Annotated in this window: 9 protein-coding genes; 3 read left to right on the top strand and 6 right to left on the bottom strand. The window is 47.2% G+C overall.

The features are described 5' to 3' along the window. Positions 1-306: 306 nt before the first annotated feature. Positions 307-1,215 (bottom strand): helix-turn-helix transcriptional regulator, encoded by a 909-nt coding sequence (locus tag F7D20_RS05615; protein ID WP_228114111.1) that lies wholly within the window; start codon positions 1,213-1,215, stop codon positions 307-309. Positions 1,216-1,454: 239 nt separating this feature from the next. Here F7D20_RS05615 and F7D20_RS05620 point away from each other — a divergent pair, with 239 nt between their 5' ends. Further along, entirely contained in the window at positions 1,455-1,814 is a 360-nt protein-coding gene (locus F7D20_RS05620) for a hypothetical protein (RefSeq protein WP_158463202.1), read from the top strand. An 89-nt stretch (positions 1,815-1,903) separates the two neighbouring features. Here the strand turns inward: F7D20_RS05620 and F7D20_RS05625 are convergent, their stop codons facing one another. After that, complete coding sequence (locus F7D20_RS05625) at positions 1,904-2,512, bottom strand: ribonuclease HII (protein ID WP_158463203.1); 609 nt, start codon at positions 2,510-2,512, stop codon at positions 1,904-1,906. A 314-nt stretch (positions 2,513-2,826) separates the two neighbouring features. Here F7D20_RS05625 and F7D20_RS05630 point away from each other — a divergent pair, with 314 nt between their 5' ends. Next, on the top strand, positions 2,827-4,158 hold the full coding sequence (locus tag F7D20_RS05630; RefSeq protein ID WP_158463204.1) for a glycoside hydrolase family 28 protein: 1,332 nt from the start codon (positions 2,827-2,829) through the stop codon (positions 4,156-4,158). Positions 4,159-4,335: 177 nt separating this feature from the next. On the opposite strand, the gene F7D20_RS05635 is transcribed toward F7D20_RS05630, so the two are convergent. After that, positions 4,336-8,532, bottom strand: coding sequence for a hybrid sensor histidine kinase/response regulator transcription factor (locus F7D20_RS05635; protein ID WP_158463205.1), 4,197 nt, complete (start codon positions 8,530-8,532; stop codon positions 4,336-4,338). Between the two features lie 368 nt (positions 8,533-8,900). Here F7D20_RS05635 and F7D20_RS05640 point away from each other — a divergent pair, with 368 nt between their 5' ends. Then, positions 8,901-10,283 (top strand): hypothetical protein, encoded by a 1,383-nt coding sequence (locus F7D20_RS05640; protein ID WP_158463206.1) that lies wholly within the window; start codon positions 8,901-8,903, stop codon positions 10,281-10,283. A 107-nt stretch (positions 10,284-10,390) separates the two neighbouring features. Here the strand turns inward: F7D20_RS05640 and F7D20_RS05645 are convergent, their stop codons facing one another. From F7D20_RS05645 to F7D20_RS05655, 3 genes are all read right to left on the bottom strand, one after another. After that, positions 10,391-12,385: a RagB/SusD family nutrient uptake outer membrane protein gene (locus F7D20_RS05645; RefSeq protein ID WP_158463207.1), complete on the bottom strand. Its 1,995-nt coding sequence runs from the start codon at positions 12,383-12,385 to the stop codon at positions 10,391-10,393. 26 nt (positions 12,386-12,411) lie between these two features. Further along, the gene (locus F7D20_RS05650; RefSeq protein WP_228114112.1) at positions 12,412-15,642 is read right to left on the bottom strand and encodes a SusC/RagA family TonB-linked outer membrane protein; all 3,231 of its coding nucleotides are present in this window, start codon (positions 15,640-15,642) and stop codon (positions 12,412-12,414) included. Positions 15,643-15,740: 98 nt separating this feature from the next. Beyond that, the gene (locus tag F7D20_RS05655; protein WP_158463209.1) at positions 15,741-17,834 is read right to left on the bottom strand and encodes a hypothetical protein; all 2,094 of its coding nucleotides are present in this window, start codon (positions 17,832-17,834) and stop codon (positions 15,741-15,743) included. Between the last annotated feature and the right edge of the window lie 379 nt (positions 17,835-18,213).

An 18,213-nucleotide genomic window follows, 5' to 3' on the forward strand; every position in this document is an offset into this window, starting at 1 on the left:
TTTCGCAAGTGGTTTATGTACGGGCTGAAGGCCCAAAAGCTCTTAGCCCAGGGCAGCGCCCTGGGTATAATGGCTATCGGCAAGGCGCCCTGTAAGGGCAAAAGCCTTATAAATTGTTAGGAGTTTTAAAGCTTTTGCCCTTACAGGGCGATAGGCTATCATCCGTAATAACCCAGGGCGATGCCCTGGGCTAAGAGCTTCTGCCCCTTCAGGGCGTGTGGGGCAAAACTTGCGAAACTTCTACTTCTAATATAAAAGTCTGTCTGCAGGAAAAAGCCGACAGCAACCAGCCATCGGCCTGTTTCATTAAAGACTGCGGTGGTACATCTTCCTGATTTCTTCGTTTATGAAATCTTGAAAACCGGGACTGTCGATAATCTCGATATGGCTGTACAGTCCCAAGACAAAACGGGCAATACCCAAGTAGCTTGCCACATCCATAGACAACAGCCAGTACTTGGGAGCATTTCCTTCATTATTATCGGTTTCATCGGGCAATTCCACGATGAATTCGGCTGATTTGGGATATTCCTCAATCATCAGACTATATGCCAGACGGTCGAGTTTCAACCTGACTGGCAACCGCTCATCACCACTAAACATAAAGAGATCGGTAAACATCTGGCGGTGCTTGGCCTCGTTGCCCCACTCCAGATCGAGCAGGACAACATTGCCCATACGCGACACCTTGAACGTCTTGTTCATCTTGGAACTAAGTTCATAGCTGCGCACATCATTATTGTTGTTCATCATAAGGAAAGGCTCCACCACCCGGTCGGTACAACTCTTGCTGTGAGGCGAGGAATAACCTTCTATCTTGACAAGCCGATGACGCTTGATGGCATCGTAGAGCACGCCGACATGATGGGCAGCCTGCTCACGCAACTGAGGATTGGCAAGGATGTTGAGGTCATAGAAACGGTCCAACTTGCGGCGCAGTCGCTCCACGATGGCATTATTGTCTTCCACCTTATTTAATATAGAGAGCATGGTGAGGGCTTCCTCCTCGGTGAAGTTGATGGTTTCAAAGAGATGCTTGAAGAATGGCGACTCCCTGTCAAGACTGTATATCCTGCCATTCTTCTCCACCTTGAAGCCCCAGTCGCGGAAACTCTCCAAATAATAATACAGCATACGTCGCGAAATGCCCGCACGCTCGCAAAGAGTATCCACATCATAACGATGGTTCTCGGTAAGGAGAAGCATCAGGTTCATTTCTTTTTCCAGTTTGTCGTGTCGCATAAAGCCAAAATGTGATAAGTTGATGAGTCGGCAAGAGGCTGAAGACTGCTTTTTATGTTAATAGAGCTTAAAAGCCACTCACTTTTAACATAAGAACTCAGAAAGTGAACATATATTGCACAAAAGCCTCCTAATTTTGCCCTCAGAAACAAAGAAAGACCTGTAAAAGGGCATTCATACAGAAAGAAAACAATTAAAATAAATAAGGAATTATGGAAAAGAATATCACATTGGGCACTTCAGCCGACATCAACTTCGTAGTAAACAGCATCAGCAACGGCAGCAAGAGTGTAATAGACGGCAGCAAGAACCTGATAAGCTGCATCAAGAACCTGATAAACAGTATCAAGAGTTTGCTGCAAAGCTGCAAACAACCCATAGAATGGCTGCAAAGCTACTATTCCATCATCATGGAAAAGGAAGTGAGCATGAAGCAGACCCTCCTCCTCATCGCCACTCAGTTTACATTCGTACTGGGCATCCTGCCTGCCGACATCAACCTCGCATTAAGAGCCGCTTTCTTGGGCAGTTTCGCCTTCTGCCTGCATCTGTGCAAGAAGAGCTTTCAATAAGAAAAGGAGCCTAAGAACTACATCCTGGCTCCTTCTGTTTCTCTCTCCTAATGACAGAGGAAATATAAATTGATTTCATTAACCGTCACTTAATCCTTGAACTCAAGGGAAAGCTCACCCGAGCCTAAGAGATTGTAGCTCATGCGGTGATAAGGTGTAACCCCATACTCCCTGATGGCAGCCCGATGCTTCTTGGTGGGATAACCCTTGTTGCTCTTCCAGTCGTACTGAGGATATTCCTCGGCAAGATCATCCATATAGTCGTCACGATAGGTCTTGGCGAGAATGCTTGCTGCAGCAATCGCCATATACTTGCCGTCGCCTTTCACTATCGTAGTATGAGGAAGATCATGATAAGGTTTGAAACGATTGCCATCCACAATAACTGCCTCAGGACGAACCTTGAGTTGATCGAGCGCCCTGTGCATCGCCAAGATACTGGCATTGAGGATATTGATCTTATCTATCTCCTCGGGGGTAACAATTCCTACTGCCCATGCCACGGCATCACGCTCTATCTGCTCACGAAGAGCCTTGCGCTTCTTGTCTGTAAGCTGTTTGCTGTCGTTGAGGGCTTCATTCTGATAACCAGGAGGCAGAATGACAGCAGCCGCATAGACACTGCCAGCCAGACAACCACGACCAGCCTCATCGCAGCCAGCCTCTATAAGGTCTTTATAATAATGACTTTCCAACATCTTCTTAGTGATATTTTACTGAATAATAAAAACTATTTGATGCAAAAGTAGTACAAATAACTGACTCCAACAAATCCTGATGGATTATTTTTTAGGATTACGTATGAAACTATAGGAAAGAAGGGCGATGAAACCAGTATCTTTGCAGAAGATAAGCGGCATCTCAGCATAACATTCAAGCAAGCTTGATGCTCTGCATTCGATTTGCATTATCTTTGCAGAAGATAAGCGGCATCTCAGCATAACATTCAAGCAAGCTTGATGTTCTGCATTCGATTTGCATTATCTTTCCCAAAAACTAATCACAAATAAATATGAAACAAACGATTTGCATTCTTTTATCAGCGATCGCTATCTCGCTTGGCTGCTCAGCCAAGAAGCAGACGAGCACTTTCCCCGACGGAACACCCATCTCTTCATGGTTTGCCGACACCACTGGTGTGGAACTGAAGGACATGGGCAAGCCCTACATCATTACCGATTATGGAGTGGTAAATGACTCAACCATCATTCAGACCCAGAAGATTCAGGAAGTCATAGACCGTTGTCATGCCAATGGTGGCGGAGTCATCGTGGTGCCTGCAGGCACTTATCTTACAGGCTCACTATTCTTCAAGCCAGGCTGCAACCTGTATTTGGAAGAGAACGCCACACTGAAAGGAAGCGATGCCATCACCCATTATCAGATAGTGAAGACTCGACTGGAAGGTCAGACCTTAGACTATTTTGCAGCACTCATCAATGCCGATCATCACGATGGATTCACCATTGCAGGCAAGGGAACCCTCAACGGCAACGGACATAAATTCTACGATGAGTTCTGGCTGCGCCGAAAAGTCATCAAAAAGTGTACCAACTTGGAGGCTCTCCGCCCAAGACTGGTCTACATCTCCAACTCCAACGACGTGAAGGTAAGCGGCATCAGAATGGTGAACTCTGGTTTCTGGACCAACCATCTATACAAGTGCAAGCGCGTGAAATACCTCAACCTGTATATCTACGCACCGACAAGCGGCTATCCTAAAGGTCCAAGCACCGACGCCATAGACATCGATGGATGCGAGGATATGCTGATAAGAGGCTGTTGGGTAAACGTGAACGATGACGGTGTGTGTCTGAAAGGCGGCAAGGGAACCTTCGTAGACAAGGACAGCACCAATGCTCCCTGCCGCAACGTCATCGTAGAGAACTGCTATTTCAAGAAAGCTGGTGGAGGTGTCACCTTCGGAAGCGAGTGCTATGATGCCAAGAATGTGATTATAAGAGACTGCCAGTTCAACGGAACCAGCAACATTCTGCTCTTCAAGATGCGCCCCGACACACCACAGAGATACGAGGATGTACTGGCAGAAAACTGCACAGGAGTAGTTACCTTCGGCATCAGAACCCGTATCTGGACCCAGTTCTACGACAAGAAAGACAGAGACGACATGCCCCGTTCGGTCATCAACAACGTGAAGATGAAGAATATCAAGGTGAAGAGCACCAAACAATTCTACACGATGATACCTTCCGAGAACTACGACTTGGGCAGTTTCTCGTTCGAAAACATCGATGTCACCGACCCTGTAGGAATCATGGATACATCGGTATTGGGCAGTTGCAAGCTCAAAAAAGTGAAACTAAATGGTAAAGCCATTAAGTAGTTTTTTTAGAAGGAGTTAAGAAGTTAAAGGAGTTAAAGGAGTTAAGACAACAGTCTATTTGGATAAGATGCAGGACATTAGTCCCTTACCTCTTGAAATAGACGTTACCCACAAAGCATTTGTCTTAACTCCTTTAACTCCTTTAACTTCTGAAGAAAATCTCCTTTAGAAACCGTCTTAACTTCTGTACTGCGATGGCGGCATACCAAACTGCTCCTTGAAGCACTTGCTGAAGTAGTACGGATTGTCGAAACCTACAGCATAAGCCACCTCCGACACATTCTTCTCGCCCTCCTTCAACAGTTCGGCGGCTTTTCTCAGTCGGATGACACGGATATACTCATTAGGTGTATACCCCGTAGTTCCCCTTACCTTTTTATAGAAGATGGTGCGTCCCAAGTGCAACAGTCCTGCCACCTTGTCGACAGAAAGATCTTGTTCGCCAAGGCGAGAATAGACGATACTGTCAAGACGCTTGACAAACAAGCTGTCCTGCTCGTTGCTGAGCATGGCTGAGCGAATCTCCTGCGGTTCCTTGCCAAACTTCTGACGAAGTATCTCACGCTGGTTGAGCAACTGCAGAATGCGAGCCATGAGCAACTGCGGGCTGAACGGCTTGGTAATGTAAGCGTCGGCTCCCGACTCTGTTCCTTCGAGCACATTCTCGTCAGTACTAAGGGCAGTGAGGAGAATAATAGGGATATGACTCGTCTCAAAACTGTTCTTCAGTCGTTTGGTAAGCTCGAAGCCATTCATTCCTGGCATCATCACGTCGCTTACTATCAAGTCGACATCCAACTCCTTAGCCATGGCAATACCCGCCTTGCCATCCGAAGCAACCTTCAGGTCGAAACAACTCTCCAGTTCAGAGAGCAGGAACTCACGGACATCGTTGTCGTCTTCTATCAGAAGAATGGTACGACGGTTGAGCGGAACAGATGGTGCAGAAGGCACAGCATCAGTTGTTTTTTCTTCCTGTCCGTCCCGTTCTTTTGCCAAGTCTGCCTTCAGGATAGGGCTGTCCTTTACCAGGAAGTCGGAAGCCTCGTAGCTGTCTTTCTGTAGAGGAATTGTGACCACAAATACCGATCCTCCTCCCTCGTTTTCCTGATAGGCTATCTCGCCATGATGCGTCTTCACAAGTTCATGAGTAAGATGCAGTCCGATGCCAAAGCTCTCGCCCGTGTAACTGCTCTGCATGAATCGGCTGAAGAGCTGGGCCCGCTTCTCCTGAGGAATACCCACTCCCGTGTCAGCCACACGGATGGTCATCACATCCGTGAAAGAGAGGCTTACGGAGATGCTTCCCTTGGCTGGGGTGTACTTGAAGGCGTTGGACAAAAGATTGAACACCACCTTGTCTATCATCTGCTGGTCGAGGAACATCGCACGTGACGGCTCTGACGACTCAAACCTGTAAGCAATCTCCTTCGATTCGGCAGCATCGTCGAACATACGGCAGATGCCCTTGACAAACATCACGGCATCGGTCTCCTGCAAGGACAGCTTCAGCTTACCAGCCTGCATCTTTCGGAACTCCAAGAGCTGGTCGATGAGTCGCAACATACGCTGCACGCTCTTGTCCATCACCCGTATAGTCTTCTCCAACTCTGTCTGCCAGCGGTTGGCTTTCATGATGCGCTTCTCCTTCTCGAGCGAGCCTTGCATCAGAGTGAGAGGAGTACGGAACTCGTGGGCTATATTGGTGAAGAAGACCAACTTGTAGCGAGTGAGCTCCTGCTCAAGACGGATTCGGTTGCGAAGCACATTCTTGTCGTGTACAAACTTCACCACCAAGATGATGACACCCAGAACAAGCAGCACATAAATCATTATCGCCCAGGACGTAAGATAGAAAGGAGGCTTGACACGAATAACCAACGTACTCTCCTTACCCCAGGTGCCATCCGACGTACATGCCTTGACATGCAGAACATACTTGCCAGCTGGCAGTTTCTGATAAGCCGCCCAGGGCGTGGACGAAGGTTTGCTCCATGCCTGGTCGAAGCCTTCCAGACGATAGGTATACTTCACATTGCGCACATCGGAATAGTCGAGCGTAGAGAAATGTATGTTGGGCGAACGCTGCTCATAGGTCAGCGTTATCTCATCGGAATAAGGATAAGAGGTGAAGACCACATCGGTGAGACCACTGACATGGCTCAGACGTGACGGCTGAATGATAGTAAGACCATAGTTGCCACCCAGCACCACTCTGCCGTCATCAAGACATACTGCCGAATTCTCATTATATACATTGCCCATAGGGTTGCGTGAGAACATATAGTTTTCAAACGACTTCTTGCGGGCATTCCAGGCTGTCACTCCCTGCTGGGTAGAAACCCAAAGATTGCCATCAGGTGTGTCCACCACCGACTGAACCAGATTGTTGACCAGTCCATTAGAGGTATTGAAGACGTGGAACTTAGGCTCTGTCTCACCATCACCCGGCTCTACCTGTACCAGTCCATCACCCGATGCTGAGAGCCACAGTCGTCCTTGTCTATCGACAATTACATCACGTATTTCATAATCACGCACGTAAGCATTATATCGGCTGGCATCCTTCACAAACTCATCGACAGGAATACGGATAAGACCTCCCGATGTTCCGCACCAAAGCACGCCATGCTTATCTATCACCATGCATCTCACCTCGTTAAGCCCCACGCTGTCGGCAAAGAATGTCTTCACCTCATAGCCATCCTTTCGTGGCATGACAAGGCTCAATCCCTTGCCAAAGGTTCCTATCCACATGCGATGCTTGGCATCGGAAGCCATGCAGAAGACGTTTCTGTCCTTAAAGTCGAGTCCTTTGGCTCCATAGACACCCTTGCCACGGGTGCCTATCCAGGTTTCACCATTAGGCATCTGGACTATGCCGTAAACATTCGAGTCGAAGTGGCTCTTGCCCAAAACCTGACTCATGTCGGCACTATAGTGGTAAAGACTTCCCTCACGGGTGCCCACCATGACTGTGCCGTCATTCATCTTCTTCACCATTCGAACGACATTCGAAAAGTCCATATTGCCCTCGCCATTGGGATAGATACGTTCCACACCCTTGTCCATCACCTGGATGTGCGACACGCCTCCGTATTCAGAGCTTACCCACACTCCATCGTGACGGTCGGCAATAATGCCGAGAAGATAGTTGGAGGCTATTGGCGACTCTCCCAACTTGTCTGCCACGAAATGCTGGCTTTGGGTCAGGTCCTGATTGAACACAAAAAGTCCTTTGCCATAAGTGGAAATCCAGATGAGCCCATGATTGTCCTCTACGATATGGAATCGCTCATGGTCGATGTAATTGGTGGTTTGCTGTGGGAAGAGAATCAGGGGTACAAGCTTGTCTTGTCTTACCAAGCGCAGCACGCCCGTCTTGTTGTATATCCACTTTCTGCCTTTGTTGTCAGTCAACACCCTGCCATTGGGGATAAGCCATTCGCCCTCACACTCAACAACCTTTCCCGTACGCACATCGATAGAGAAAGAGCGGCGGTTGGTAAAAAGTATCCATCTGTTGCCCATGAGCAAATCGCCGGTAGCTACCTCACCGTCAACATAGGCTACATGGGAAAATCGCTGCAGCTTGCCTTGTCGAAGAACATAGACATCGCCCTTCTCCGAAATCATCAGCATCTTATGATGGAAGGGGCGCGTACGCGACATTCTCATGCCCTTGGCTATGCAGAACAGGCGACCTTCGGAATAAAGGAAAACCTTGTCCGTAGTACAAAGCACCACATTGTCTTTGTCCAGACTGTCTATCAGAGGGACTTGGGAAGAACCTATTTCTGCATGGGCAAACCTACGTGTCAAGAAAGAACCGCTGCGATAGTCTACCAACATGGCTCCATCTTTGGCTCCCCAAAGCCAGAACATTCCGTCACAGACCAGCTTCCACTTAGTGAAATGAAGCTTCTCTATTTCCTGACAATACTTCTCCACCTCGCCGTCCACCATATTCAGGCAAGTTAATCTCTCAGAAGAAGAATACACCCACAACTTCTTATAGGTAACATCCTCCAAAGCCTTCTTCGTACGACCGATAAAAGCAGAGACGCCAGTACTGTCGTTGTCCAAATAGGTTGTTACCACGTTACCGTCGTAGCGGGCAAGTCCATTTTGCGTGGAAAACCACAGAAAGCCCTTCTGGTCCTGTTGCATATCGCTAACGACATTAGAGGGCAATCCTTCCTGAATGGTTACCCTCTTCGCCTTCACCTCTACGGGAAGGGAAAGTATCTCGGCATGCTTCTCCGCCGCTATCTGTGCCATAGGCTCCGTGCCAACGCCACGCTGTCCGCCATCATGGCAGGAACTGGCGAGCAAGGCAAAAGCCGCCGTCATAAAGAAATTACTGTATCTCATTATTCTGATTAGTTCTTAACACGGTGCAAAGATACGCCAAATACTTGGAAAAACCACATCTCCTACCACAAAAATCACTTCACCCTACCACAAAACCATGGAAAGCCTATCACAAAGTTCATGGAAGACTGCTCCCAAGTATGAGACACTACCTATATTTAGTCAAATATAAGCTATATTTCATTAGTTGTGACTTATATTTAGTTAAATAAGGGTTAGGCGAAGCAGTTGGAAGCAGACTTCTCGGAAGTTTGTCTCTATAAGAAAAGATTTTTATGGCAGGGCGATACAAAATTATCGCAATATTCTTGCTTGTTTGTCAGCTTTAGCGTATATTTGCAATCACTAACCATATAAACATGAAGAATATGAGAAACAAACTGTCTATGATTGTCGCCATCATGCTGTTGGCGCCATTAGGAACACAGGCCCAGAAACGTATCAAGGCCATCAACATCAACGTAGAGTTGCCACAGGTAGGAGCCGACATCGGAGACGGCACCAAGGTCACATCCATCACCACCGACGCCTTCGGCTCCGAGAATATGCTGGGCGAGGGAAAGATAGAATGCAATGGCGGCGGACGCTACTTGCAGTTCGACACCGACGGCAACCGTGAGACTCCCAATGCCGGCTTCGTGTTCGAGTCGGGCAGGAAATACGTGCTGCGCATCCACCTGACCAACTTTACCAACATACTGTTCAATTACAAGAACAACAAGGAGTTTACCGTAGATGACAGCATGGTGAAGGCAACCATCAACGGGAAGAAGGCAAAGATAACCCTTGGCTCTGGACGCCCATTGATTTGCGAGATGTTGATCACACTGCCGGGCGAGCGCAACCCGATAGAGGCAAACACCAAGTTGAGTGCAGCCGACGACAAGCATGCCGGATATGGATACGTAGATCTGGCACTGCCAAGCGGAACCAAGTGGGCTACGTGCAACGTGGGCGCAGCCAAGCCCGAGGCATACGGCAACTACTACGCCTACGGTGAGACCAAGACAAAGCCCAAATATGACCGTGAGTCGTTCATCGGATATGGTGCCTACACCTACACCAACCCATACAACATACAGTCGTTCGAGGAGGAGGACAACAAGTATGCCATATCGACAGCCATGAGACAACGCCTAAAGCCAGAATACGACGCAGCACGCCAGAACATGGGAGGCGAATGGCAAATTCCTACCCGACTGCAGTGCAAGGAACTGCGCGAGAACTGCTACGCAAAGTATGTGAAGATAAATGGTGTAAAGGGCACACTCTATACCAGTCTGAAGAACGGCAAGTCTATCTTCTTGCCCTATGCAGGACATATAAACGGCACAGTAAATGCCAACAAAGGCATTTTCGGTGACTATATGACAGCCAACTCAACCCGAATAACCCACATGTTCAACATCACCTGGGGCAGCAGCTACAGCTGCAACACCCAGACCAAAGAATGGCTGTTCATGCAGTACACCTACGAATGCAACGAAGATCCCGACGGCGCAGATATCCCAAGCGACGGCTATCCCATACGTGCCGTATGGGGAGGCGATGCCTTCAGAGGCGACAAGGCCAAAGTAGGTAAACTGCCGGCACTGACAGGCAAAAGAGCTTCGTCGCCCAAGGAAAAGAAGGTAAAGAAGAAGGAAACAGACGACAGCGACTCATCGGACAAGACGGAAAAGAAAAACTCAAAAGAAAAGATGAAGAACCTGCTCAACAAGGGCAAAGGTCTTTTCAACCTGCTGAAATAACGCCATTCATAGCATAAGAAAAGGGACGAGCTCATCGCGAGCTCGTCCCTTTTTACTAAAAATAATTCTTATTTACCGAAATGTATGTACTGTACTAAAAACAATCTTTACTTGTAAGCTGGATGCTGCTGACCCTCAAGACCTGCATTTACATCAAGAATCTTAGAGGTATTGAACGGCATCAGCTCTGTCATGTTCTTTTGCAAGCCATAGAATACACCAGAATTACCTGTAATCCAGGCATTGTTGCTTGACACTCCAGTTACGTCCTCTACACACAGGTTACCCTTCTGCTTAATAGAAACGATACTGAACATATTGAGGATGGTGTAAGAATGCTCTACAGCACCTTCGGGCTTGTTAACAGCACTATAAAGCTTGCCATCCTTTTCATAGAGCTTCACATCCTTAAGTGAACCCTTGCTACTTGAGTTCAAAATCTTCAGAGTCTTGATCTGGTCGGCAGAAAGACCCAAAGCCTCAACATCAGCCTGTGAAAGGTCGATATAGCTCAATGCGATGGTAGGATCCTCAAACTTAGGTGTGGTAGAGAGATAGTAAGCACGATAAACTGGCACGTTGGCAAACTCGCCATCACGCTTTGCCAAGTTTACCAAGCGCTGCTTCTCTGCCATCAGCATCTCATACTGCTTACCCCAGCGAGTAAGGTCGGTACGACGCAGACCCTCGTTGGAAAGCTCGAGCTTACGCTCCTTCTGGATGAAGGTGAGGAAGTCGTCATGGTTGGTAGGAATACCTGCAGCAGCCTTGGCCTCATTGCCACGGAAGGCACGCTTGCGGACTTCCTTCACTGCATTGATGGCCTCCTGAGTAGGACCATTGTTCACCTCGTTCAGAGCTTCAGCATACATCAACAATACGTCGGCATAGCGAAGCAATGGGAAATTGATGTTACGCTTACTGTTGGTTGCGCCCATCTCTTTCTTCCAGTTGATGCGGTACTTGCCCACACCCATACCATTGTAAGTATTCATCTGATACTTATTGCCTTTGGCACTAAGCACGATGCCGTAGTTGCAGACAGACACATCACGACGCTGGTCATCCTTGTCATAATCGAAGAAAAGAGTAGGATAAGCCATCATCTGTGAGCCACCCTTACCCATACCGCCTTCAGAATTGTCGTTACCCGAAGTTGGGATACCATTGACATAACCTGTTCTTACATCGGTAGCATTCTCGCCATACCAACCATACTCCAACATGGTTTCCTTGTTGTAAGTCTGGTTGCCCAAATCTCTGAACAACTGGTCGTAGTTGTCGAGCAAGCCATTCTGACGCTTTTCGATAACAGCCTTGCAGGCATCAGCAGCAATCTGATAAAGCTCCTTCACACGTGCAGCATCGTCACGGCGTGCGATGTGAAGAGTAGAAGCATCGTAGGTGTTGAGGTCCCAACGCAGAGAGTAGCCAGCAGCATAGAGAGCCACACGGGCCAAGATGCCATAAGCAGAGTTCTTGCAGAAACGCTCAGGTGTAGAAGGAGCATTGGCCTCACCCTGCCATGGCAGGAGCTCTACAGCCTTCTGCAAATCGGCAATGCACTGATCGTAGATCACATCACGGTCGGTACGTGAAGAAGTGAAGGTTGTCAACTCAGATGTTGGAACTGTTGTGAAAGGAACGTCGCCATAGAAGCGAATCAGATTCCAGTAAGCATAGGCACGGATGGCCAACGCCTCACCAAGAAGCGCATTCACCTTACCCTTCTCGCTCTCAGAAACGCTCATACCGGGCAACTTCTGAATACAAACGTTAGCATACTCGATGGCTGCATACATAGAAGTATATGTATTGCTGAGCATACCTGTGACGTTGGTAAAGTTATAGTTGGAAACGTCATACTTAGAGTTGCTTTCTGTTGAGGCACACTCGTCTGTACCCTCAAGCAGCTGATAGCCCAGCTCCTGAGTATGGAGGCTGGCATAAGCACCCACTGTGGCAAGTTCTGCACGGGATACTGTCTCAAAGACAGAACCGCTGTCGGCAGATGACTCAGATGGCATATCCAACCAGTCCTGGCAAGATGTCATGGTCAAAGCTATGGCCGTAACACCTAATATATTTAATATCTTATTCATATATTACTCTTGTTAGAATGAATTGATTAGAATGTTAAGTTTACACCTACTACCCAGCTCTTAGCACGTGGGTAAGAAGAATTGTCCACACCTGGAGTCAGGGCACTTCCTGAAGCAGAAACCTCTGGGTCATAGCCTGAGTAACCTGTAATAGTGCAGATATTGTTCATCGTCGCATATACACGAGCCTTCTGTAAGTAGATCTTCTTCAACCATGTCTTAGGGAATGTATAACCCAAAGTGATGGTGTTCAGACGAAGGAATGAACCATTCTCGATATAATAGCTGCTATGATCGGAGATGGCATACTTGTTATTGGAAGAAATATTCCACATACGGCTGCCATTGTCCTCACCTGGGTTCAACTCTGCCAAACGAGCAAGGTTGGTAGACTCCTTACCTGTGAGTGGGTCGATGAGGGTGTATCGGTTAGCCATGTCTGAGATGGTGTTCTGGTTGGCCAAGTAAGGACCAACAAAACGCTGAGTACTCATGTTGAACACATCGTTGCCTACCGAGAAGTTCATGAAGACGGTCAGGTCGAATCCCTTATAGGTAAAGGTATTGTTCCAACCTCCTGTAAAGTCAGGAGCTGCATTACCAATAACGGTACGGTCGTTAACACTCCATACAGGGTTACCATTCTTATCTGTTTCACCTGCAAATGTCTTATACTTCACATCACCTGGTTTCACAGCCTTGCGGTCGAAACCTTTCAGGCTGGCAATACCATCCTTCAACTTGTAAGTTCCATCCTCGTTCTGGATAAAGTCGGCTGTGGTGTAAAGACCATCATATACCAAACCATAGAACTGTCCGAGAGGTTTGCCCTTCTCGATCTTGAAGCCCATACGAGACTCGTAATCCTGGATAAAGTAGTCTGACTCACTGCTGCCACCATAGATATCGAGCACCTTAGAGCGGTTGAAAGCTACATTGAAATCTGTTGACCATGTGAAGTCCTTTGTACGGACTGGTGTTGCGTTGATAACAATTTCCACACCACGGTTGCGGATAGAACCTACATTCTGATACTGTGTTGTATAACCTGTAGAAGAAGGAATCTGGTTCTTGATAAGCAGGTTCTTAGAGGTATTGTTGTACCAGTCGATACCTACATTGAGGCGGCTACCAAATACCGAAACGTCAAGACCTACGTTGACAGTCTCTGTCTTCTCCCACTTGAGGTCCTTATTTCCAAGAGTCTTACCTGGAACATAAGTGATATAGTCCTTACCGCCAATGCCATAATGGCCAGAGCCGTAAGAAGTAGCATACATATTGTCGTCGATGTTATCGTTACCGGCCGTACCATAACCTACACGGAGCTTCAAGTTGTCAAAGATATCCTTCAAACCTTCCATGAATGGTTCCTCTGAAATACGCCATGCTGCAGATGCAGATGGGAAGTAACCCCACTGGTTGCCCTTGGCAAACTTAGAAGAGCCGTCACCACGAAGAGTGGCATTCACGAGATAACGATCAAGATAGTTGTAAGATACACGGGTGAACCAAGATACACGACCACGACGAGTCTTGCCTGATTTCCATACAGCAGGAATACCCATGCTGACATCATTCAAACCGAAGTTTCCATCAGAAAACTCACGATACTCGTTTTCGAGCTTCATGGTCTCCCAATAAGTAGTCTCCTGACCGAGCAGAGCTGAGAAGTGATGATCCTTGTTGATGTCGAACGAGTAGTTCAGCGTATTGGTAATCTGCCACTGGTAAGCCTCTGCATTGTTGCGCTTGCCATAACCATAAGGGCTCTTGTTGGCAGCAGCTGTCTTGGTAGAACCATCGTCCCAATAGTCGGTACGAGTCTGCTTCCACTGATAGCTACCAGCTGTACGCCATGTCAGATTCTTGATAATGTCGAACTCAATACCAGCATTCACAGTAGCAAGACGAGTAAACTTCTCGTTTGTGATAGCGTTATTGGTAAGAATTGGGTTGTTAGAGTCGTAGTTGTTACTACCAGGAATGGCATCGAAGGCATCTGTGAGGTCTTCGCCAAGCATCTGCTCGTTGGTAAAGCGAACACCACCTGTTACAGGCTGAAGAATCGTCTGCTTCAATGTACCACCAAGCGAACCGCCACCTTCGAGCTTAGTCATCTGCAAAGCAGAAGAGAAGTCGAAGCGTACGCCCTTCCAAAGTTCGTGATTGATCTTGGCGCGGACACTGTTCTTATAGTAACCATGCTTTGCCATGATACCATCCTCGCCAGTATAGTTGTAGCTGAGCATATACTTTGTCTTCTCGCTACCACCAGAGATATTGATATTATGTGTCTGAGCCACGCCAGTAGATCCGAACACCTCGTCCTGCCAGTCGATACCGGCACGGTTGCCATATTCGCTTGCTATACGGTCATAAGCGCCTGTATAGAAGTCGGCATCACTTACGCTGCCACCAAAAAGGCTTGCGAAAGCATCCTCGTTGCCACGAAGAGTCTGGAACTCATACTGATACTTCACGTAATCCTGAACGCCAAGCAGGTCGAGCTTCTTGCCAAGACGCTGGAAACTTACATAACCATTATAAGAAACCTCAGTCTTGCCGGCCTTACCGCTCTTGGTAGTAATAAGGATTACACCATTGGCACCAGCAGCACCATAAATAGCTGTAGCAGAAGCATCCTTCATCACGTCGATGGTCTCGATATCGTTGATATCCACATTTCTCAAACCATCTTCCATCTGGAAACCATCCACGATGTAGAGTGGCTTGGTACTCTGTGTGATAGACGTACCACCACGTACAGTAATGTTGATATCGGCACCTGGCGCACCACTCTGGGTAATGATGTTCACACCGGCAGCCTTACCTGTCAAAGCCTGAGCGGCAGAAGTAGCAGGTATATTGGCAAGATCCTTACCGCTGACTGAAGCTGTAGCGGCAGTCAGGTCTCTTTTCTTTACCTTAGCATAACCAATAGAAACAACCTCGTCGAGCATCTGAGCCTCGGGCTCGAGCTGTACATTAATCTGTGTACGGCCCTTGATGTCTACTGTCTTTGTCTTGTAACCTACATAAGAAATAACCAAAGACTTGGCAGATGAAGGAACGGTCAGCTTAAAGTTACCATCCACGTCGGTAACGGTGCCTGTATTACCTGGCACAACTTTTACCGTCGCACCGATAACTACATCCATGTCATCCGTCACTTGTCCTGAAATAGTCACCCCTTGAGCGAGGCCTTTCACAGGAGCCACCAGTAGCATGAACAATACCATGCATACTTGGAACATAAGTGATTTGTTTTGCATAAAATGATTTTTTTAGTTTATATTAGTTTATTGTTGTATTTACAAACGTATTTAGCAGTGTGGCTTTTTCTCCTACCAGGCTAAAAGAGGGGTTTCAGACCTTCCCATTTCACATCCCAGTTGCCATCTTGTGGGAAACCTGGATTGGGATGAACACTTCCATCCCAGCCTGCACACATCATAGCTACTGCCATCAGGTAACCTCCGTTGCCAGGAAGATAAAGACGAAGACGACCATCCTGATAATTATGACCACTTACCAAATAGGTGTTCTTCTGCTGCTTCATCAGCAAGGCTCCAACTGCATTCTCGGGCTCTCCCATGCGGGCGGCTCCCATAGCCATCATCGGATAATCCCATCCCCAGGATGTCTCCCACTTCCAGTTCTTCCAAATCCACTGTTCTGTCTTCTTCATCTTGGCAAAGTCAATCTGACGACTGTTGTATGGGAACAGACCTATCGCTCCCATCACTGCTGGGTGATCGCTGTACATCTTTTCATTCTTATAAGTATCAGGTTCGGTCTCTGCTGCGAGATACAGACTGTCCTTGGATGCCAATGGAGATATCTTCTGAATGACATCATCCCAATGTGCATTGCGCTCCTTGCCCAATCGCTCACGCCAGGTCTGTGCAATCTGAAGGGCACAATGCCACTGACTCAACTCGAAAGGAGGATTGATGGTTGTAGCTGCTGGCAGAGTTTCCTGAGCTGCTATACAACCACGAAGGATATAGCGGTCGTTCTGCTTGTCATAATCAGCAAAGTCGCCCATAAACTCAGCGGTTTCATCGACCAAGCGTGCATATTTCTGCAAGAGTGCAGGTGTTGGGTTGGCACGATAGAGCAACTCTGCCAAATAAATAAGGTGAGGCTGTTGCCAGATAAGGAAACTTCCCACTCCTGAAGGTGCCTCGCCTACCCAAGGGTCGGTCATCTTCATCCAGCGCACTCCCTTGAAGCCCTGTCGCTCGGCTATCTTCCGGGCATTGACTTCTGCCTTGACGTACCAGGAAAGTGAACGTTCCAACATCTCAGGGTGTCCCCACAAGGCAAACTGTGCCTGATGCCAGAGAATCATCTCCAAATGAAATTTGCCAAACCATGAATTATAGGTAAGTCCTGTCTCCTGTGGAGGTGTATCGCCTGCATCCTGAATGGCGAGCAGATACTGGCTCAATACTACGCGGCGCTCCATCTCCTTGGCACGGGGATCCTTGCAGCTGGAGAAGTCTGCCATACCACCTTTTTTCCAATAACCCATCCAGTATGCCTTGGCAGCGTCAGCTACTTCGGCAAAGGTCTTGACGGCTGTGGATGTCTGCTCAGCATATTCGCAGGTAAGTTTCAGGTCAGAAGACTTGGCTTGCAACTGATAGAAGTTCTTGCCTTTCTGCTTTAATTTAGCAGCGCCTTGCCATCTTAACATCACAAAATATACGGTTTCATCGATTATTCTTTTTAAAACTGCAGAGTTGGATGTTTGAGCAACAAGTGTCGTGGAATGCAACTTATCTTTAGTCCAGTCGCAGGCATCATCGCAATGTCCACCAGTAGGATAAGCGAAGCGTACATCCACAGTGATGGTTCCCTTAGACTGTATATGGGTAGCTATCATATCGAGAACAGGGTCGCAGGTTGTTTCCACTTGGTATGCCTTACCTTTATATATAAAGCAGCTCTTGATTATACCTTCCCACATATTCAGTGTCTGGTCTATCTGCTTGATCTGCTTAGGATCTGCACCCAGCGACAATCCCAATGTACCCAAATGCAAACGATGAGGGTTTACGCGATACCAGTCGCCAGCTGCCTTGGCTCGTTTGTTGTCCTTTACCTGTGTGGCATAAGGTTCATTACGGCCTCTTCCAAAATCATAATAACGCCAGCTTTCCTCTGGTTGATAATTCTCAGGATTGGCAAAAGAATGCCAGCCCCAGTCGCTCATGGTTCCCAATGGAACACCAAGAGAATAAGACTTAGGGAAAGACTGAAGACCTGTACCATCTACGGTCATGGCAAAACCACCATTACCTACAGAGAGCGAGTTGAGCGAATCCATTGTTGTAACATGTGGATTGTTACGCTCTACCACCTTCTTTCTGTCGATGGGTTGCTGAGCCATAGAGCTCAATGCAAACAACAGGCAAATACTTAAGATTAATTTTTTCATTTGTTTTTAGCTATTTTTCGATGGCAAAATTAGTGCTTTTCACATATTATAGCTATACAAAATTGTACACTATCATATATTTCTATTCTATCAGCTGTATTTTTATATTCTTTGAAGAATAAAGTTCTGTTTATTAAATGAACAGACATGCTTTCTGTATCAGTATATATAATAGAAAAGGTATATACAAAAAAGGCACAAAAAAAGTATCTTAGAACACTTGGACAAGCGTCCTGAGATACTTTGTGCTATGTATTCTAAAATACTTTTAGAAGTATCCTAATCTACAAAAGTGTTAGACCTGTACGGTTGAAATTACCCAATACGCCCTGTTTTACTCTAATTGAGCAAGCTTTGAGCGTATTTTTTAACGTTAATT

It is taken from the genome of Segatella copri, assembly GCF_009495355.1.
Taxonomy (GTDB): Bacteria; Bacteroidota; Bacteroidia; order Bacteroidales; family Bacteroidaceae; genus Prevotella.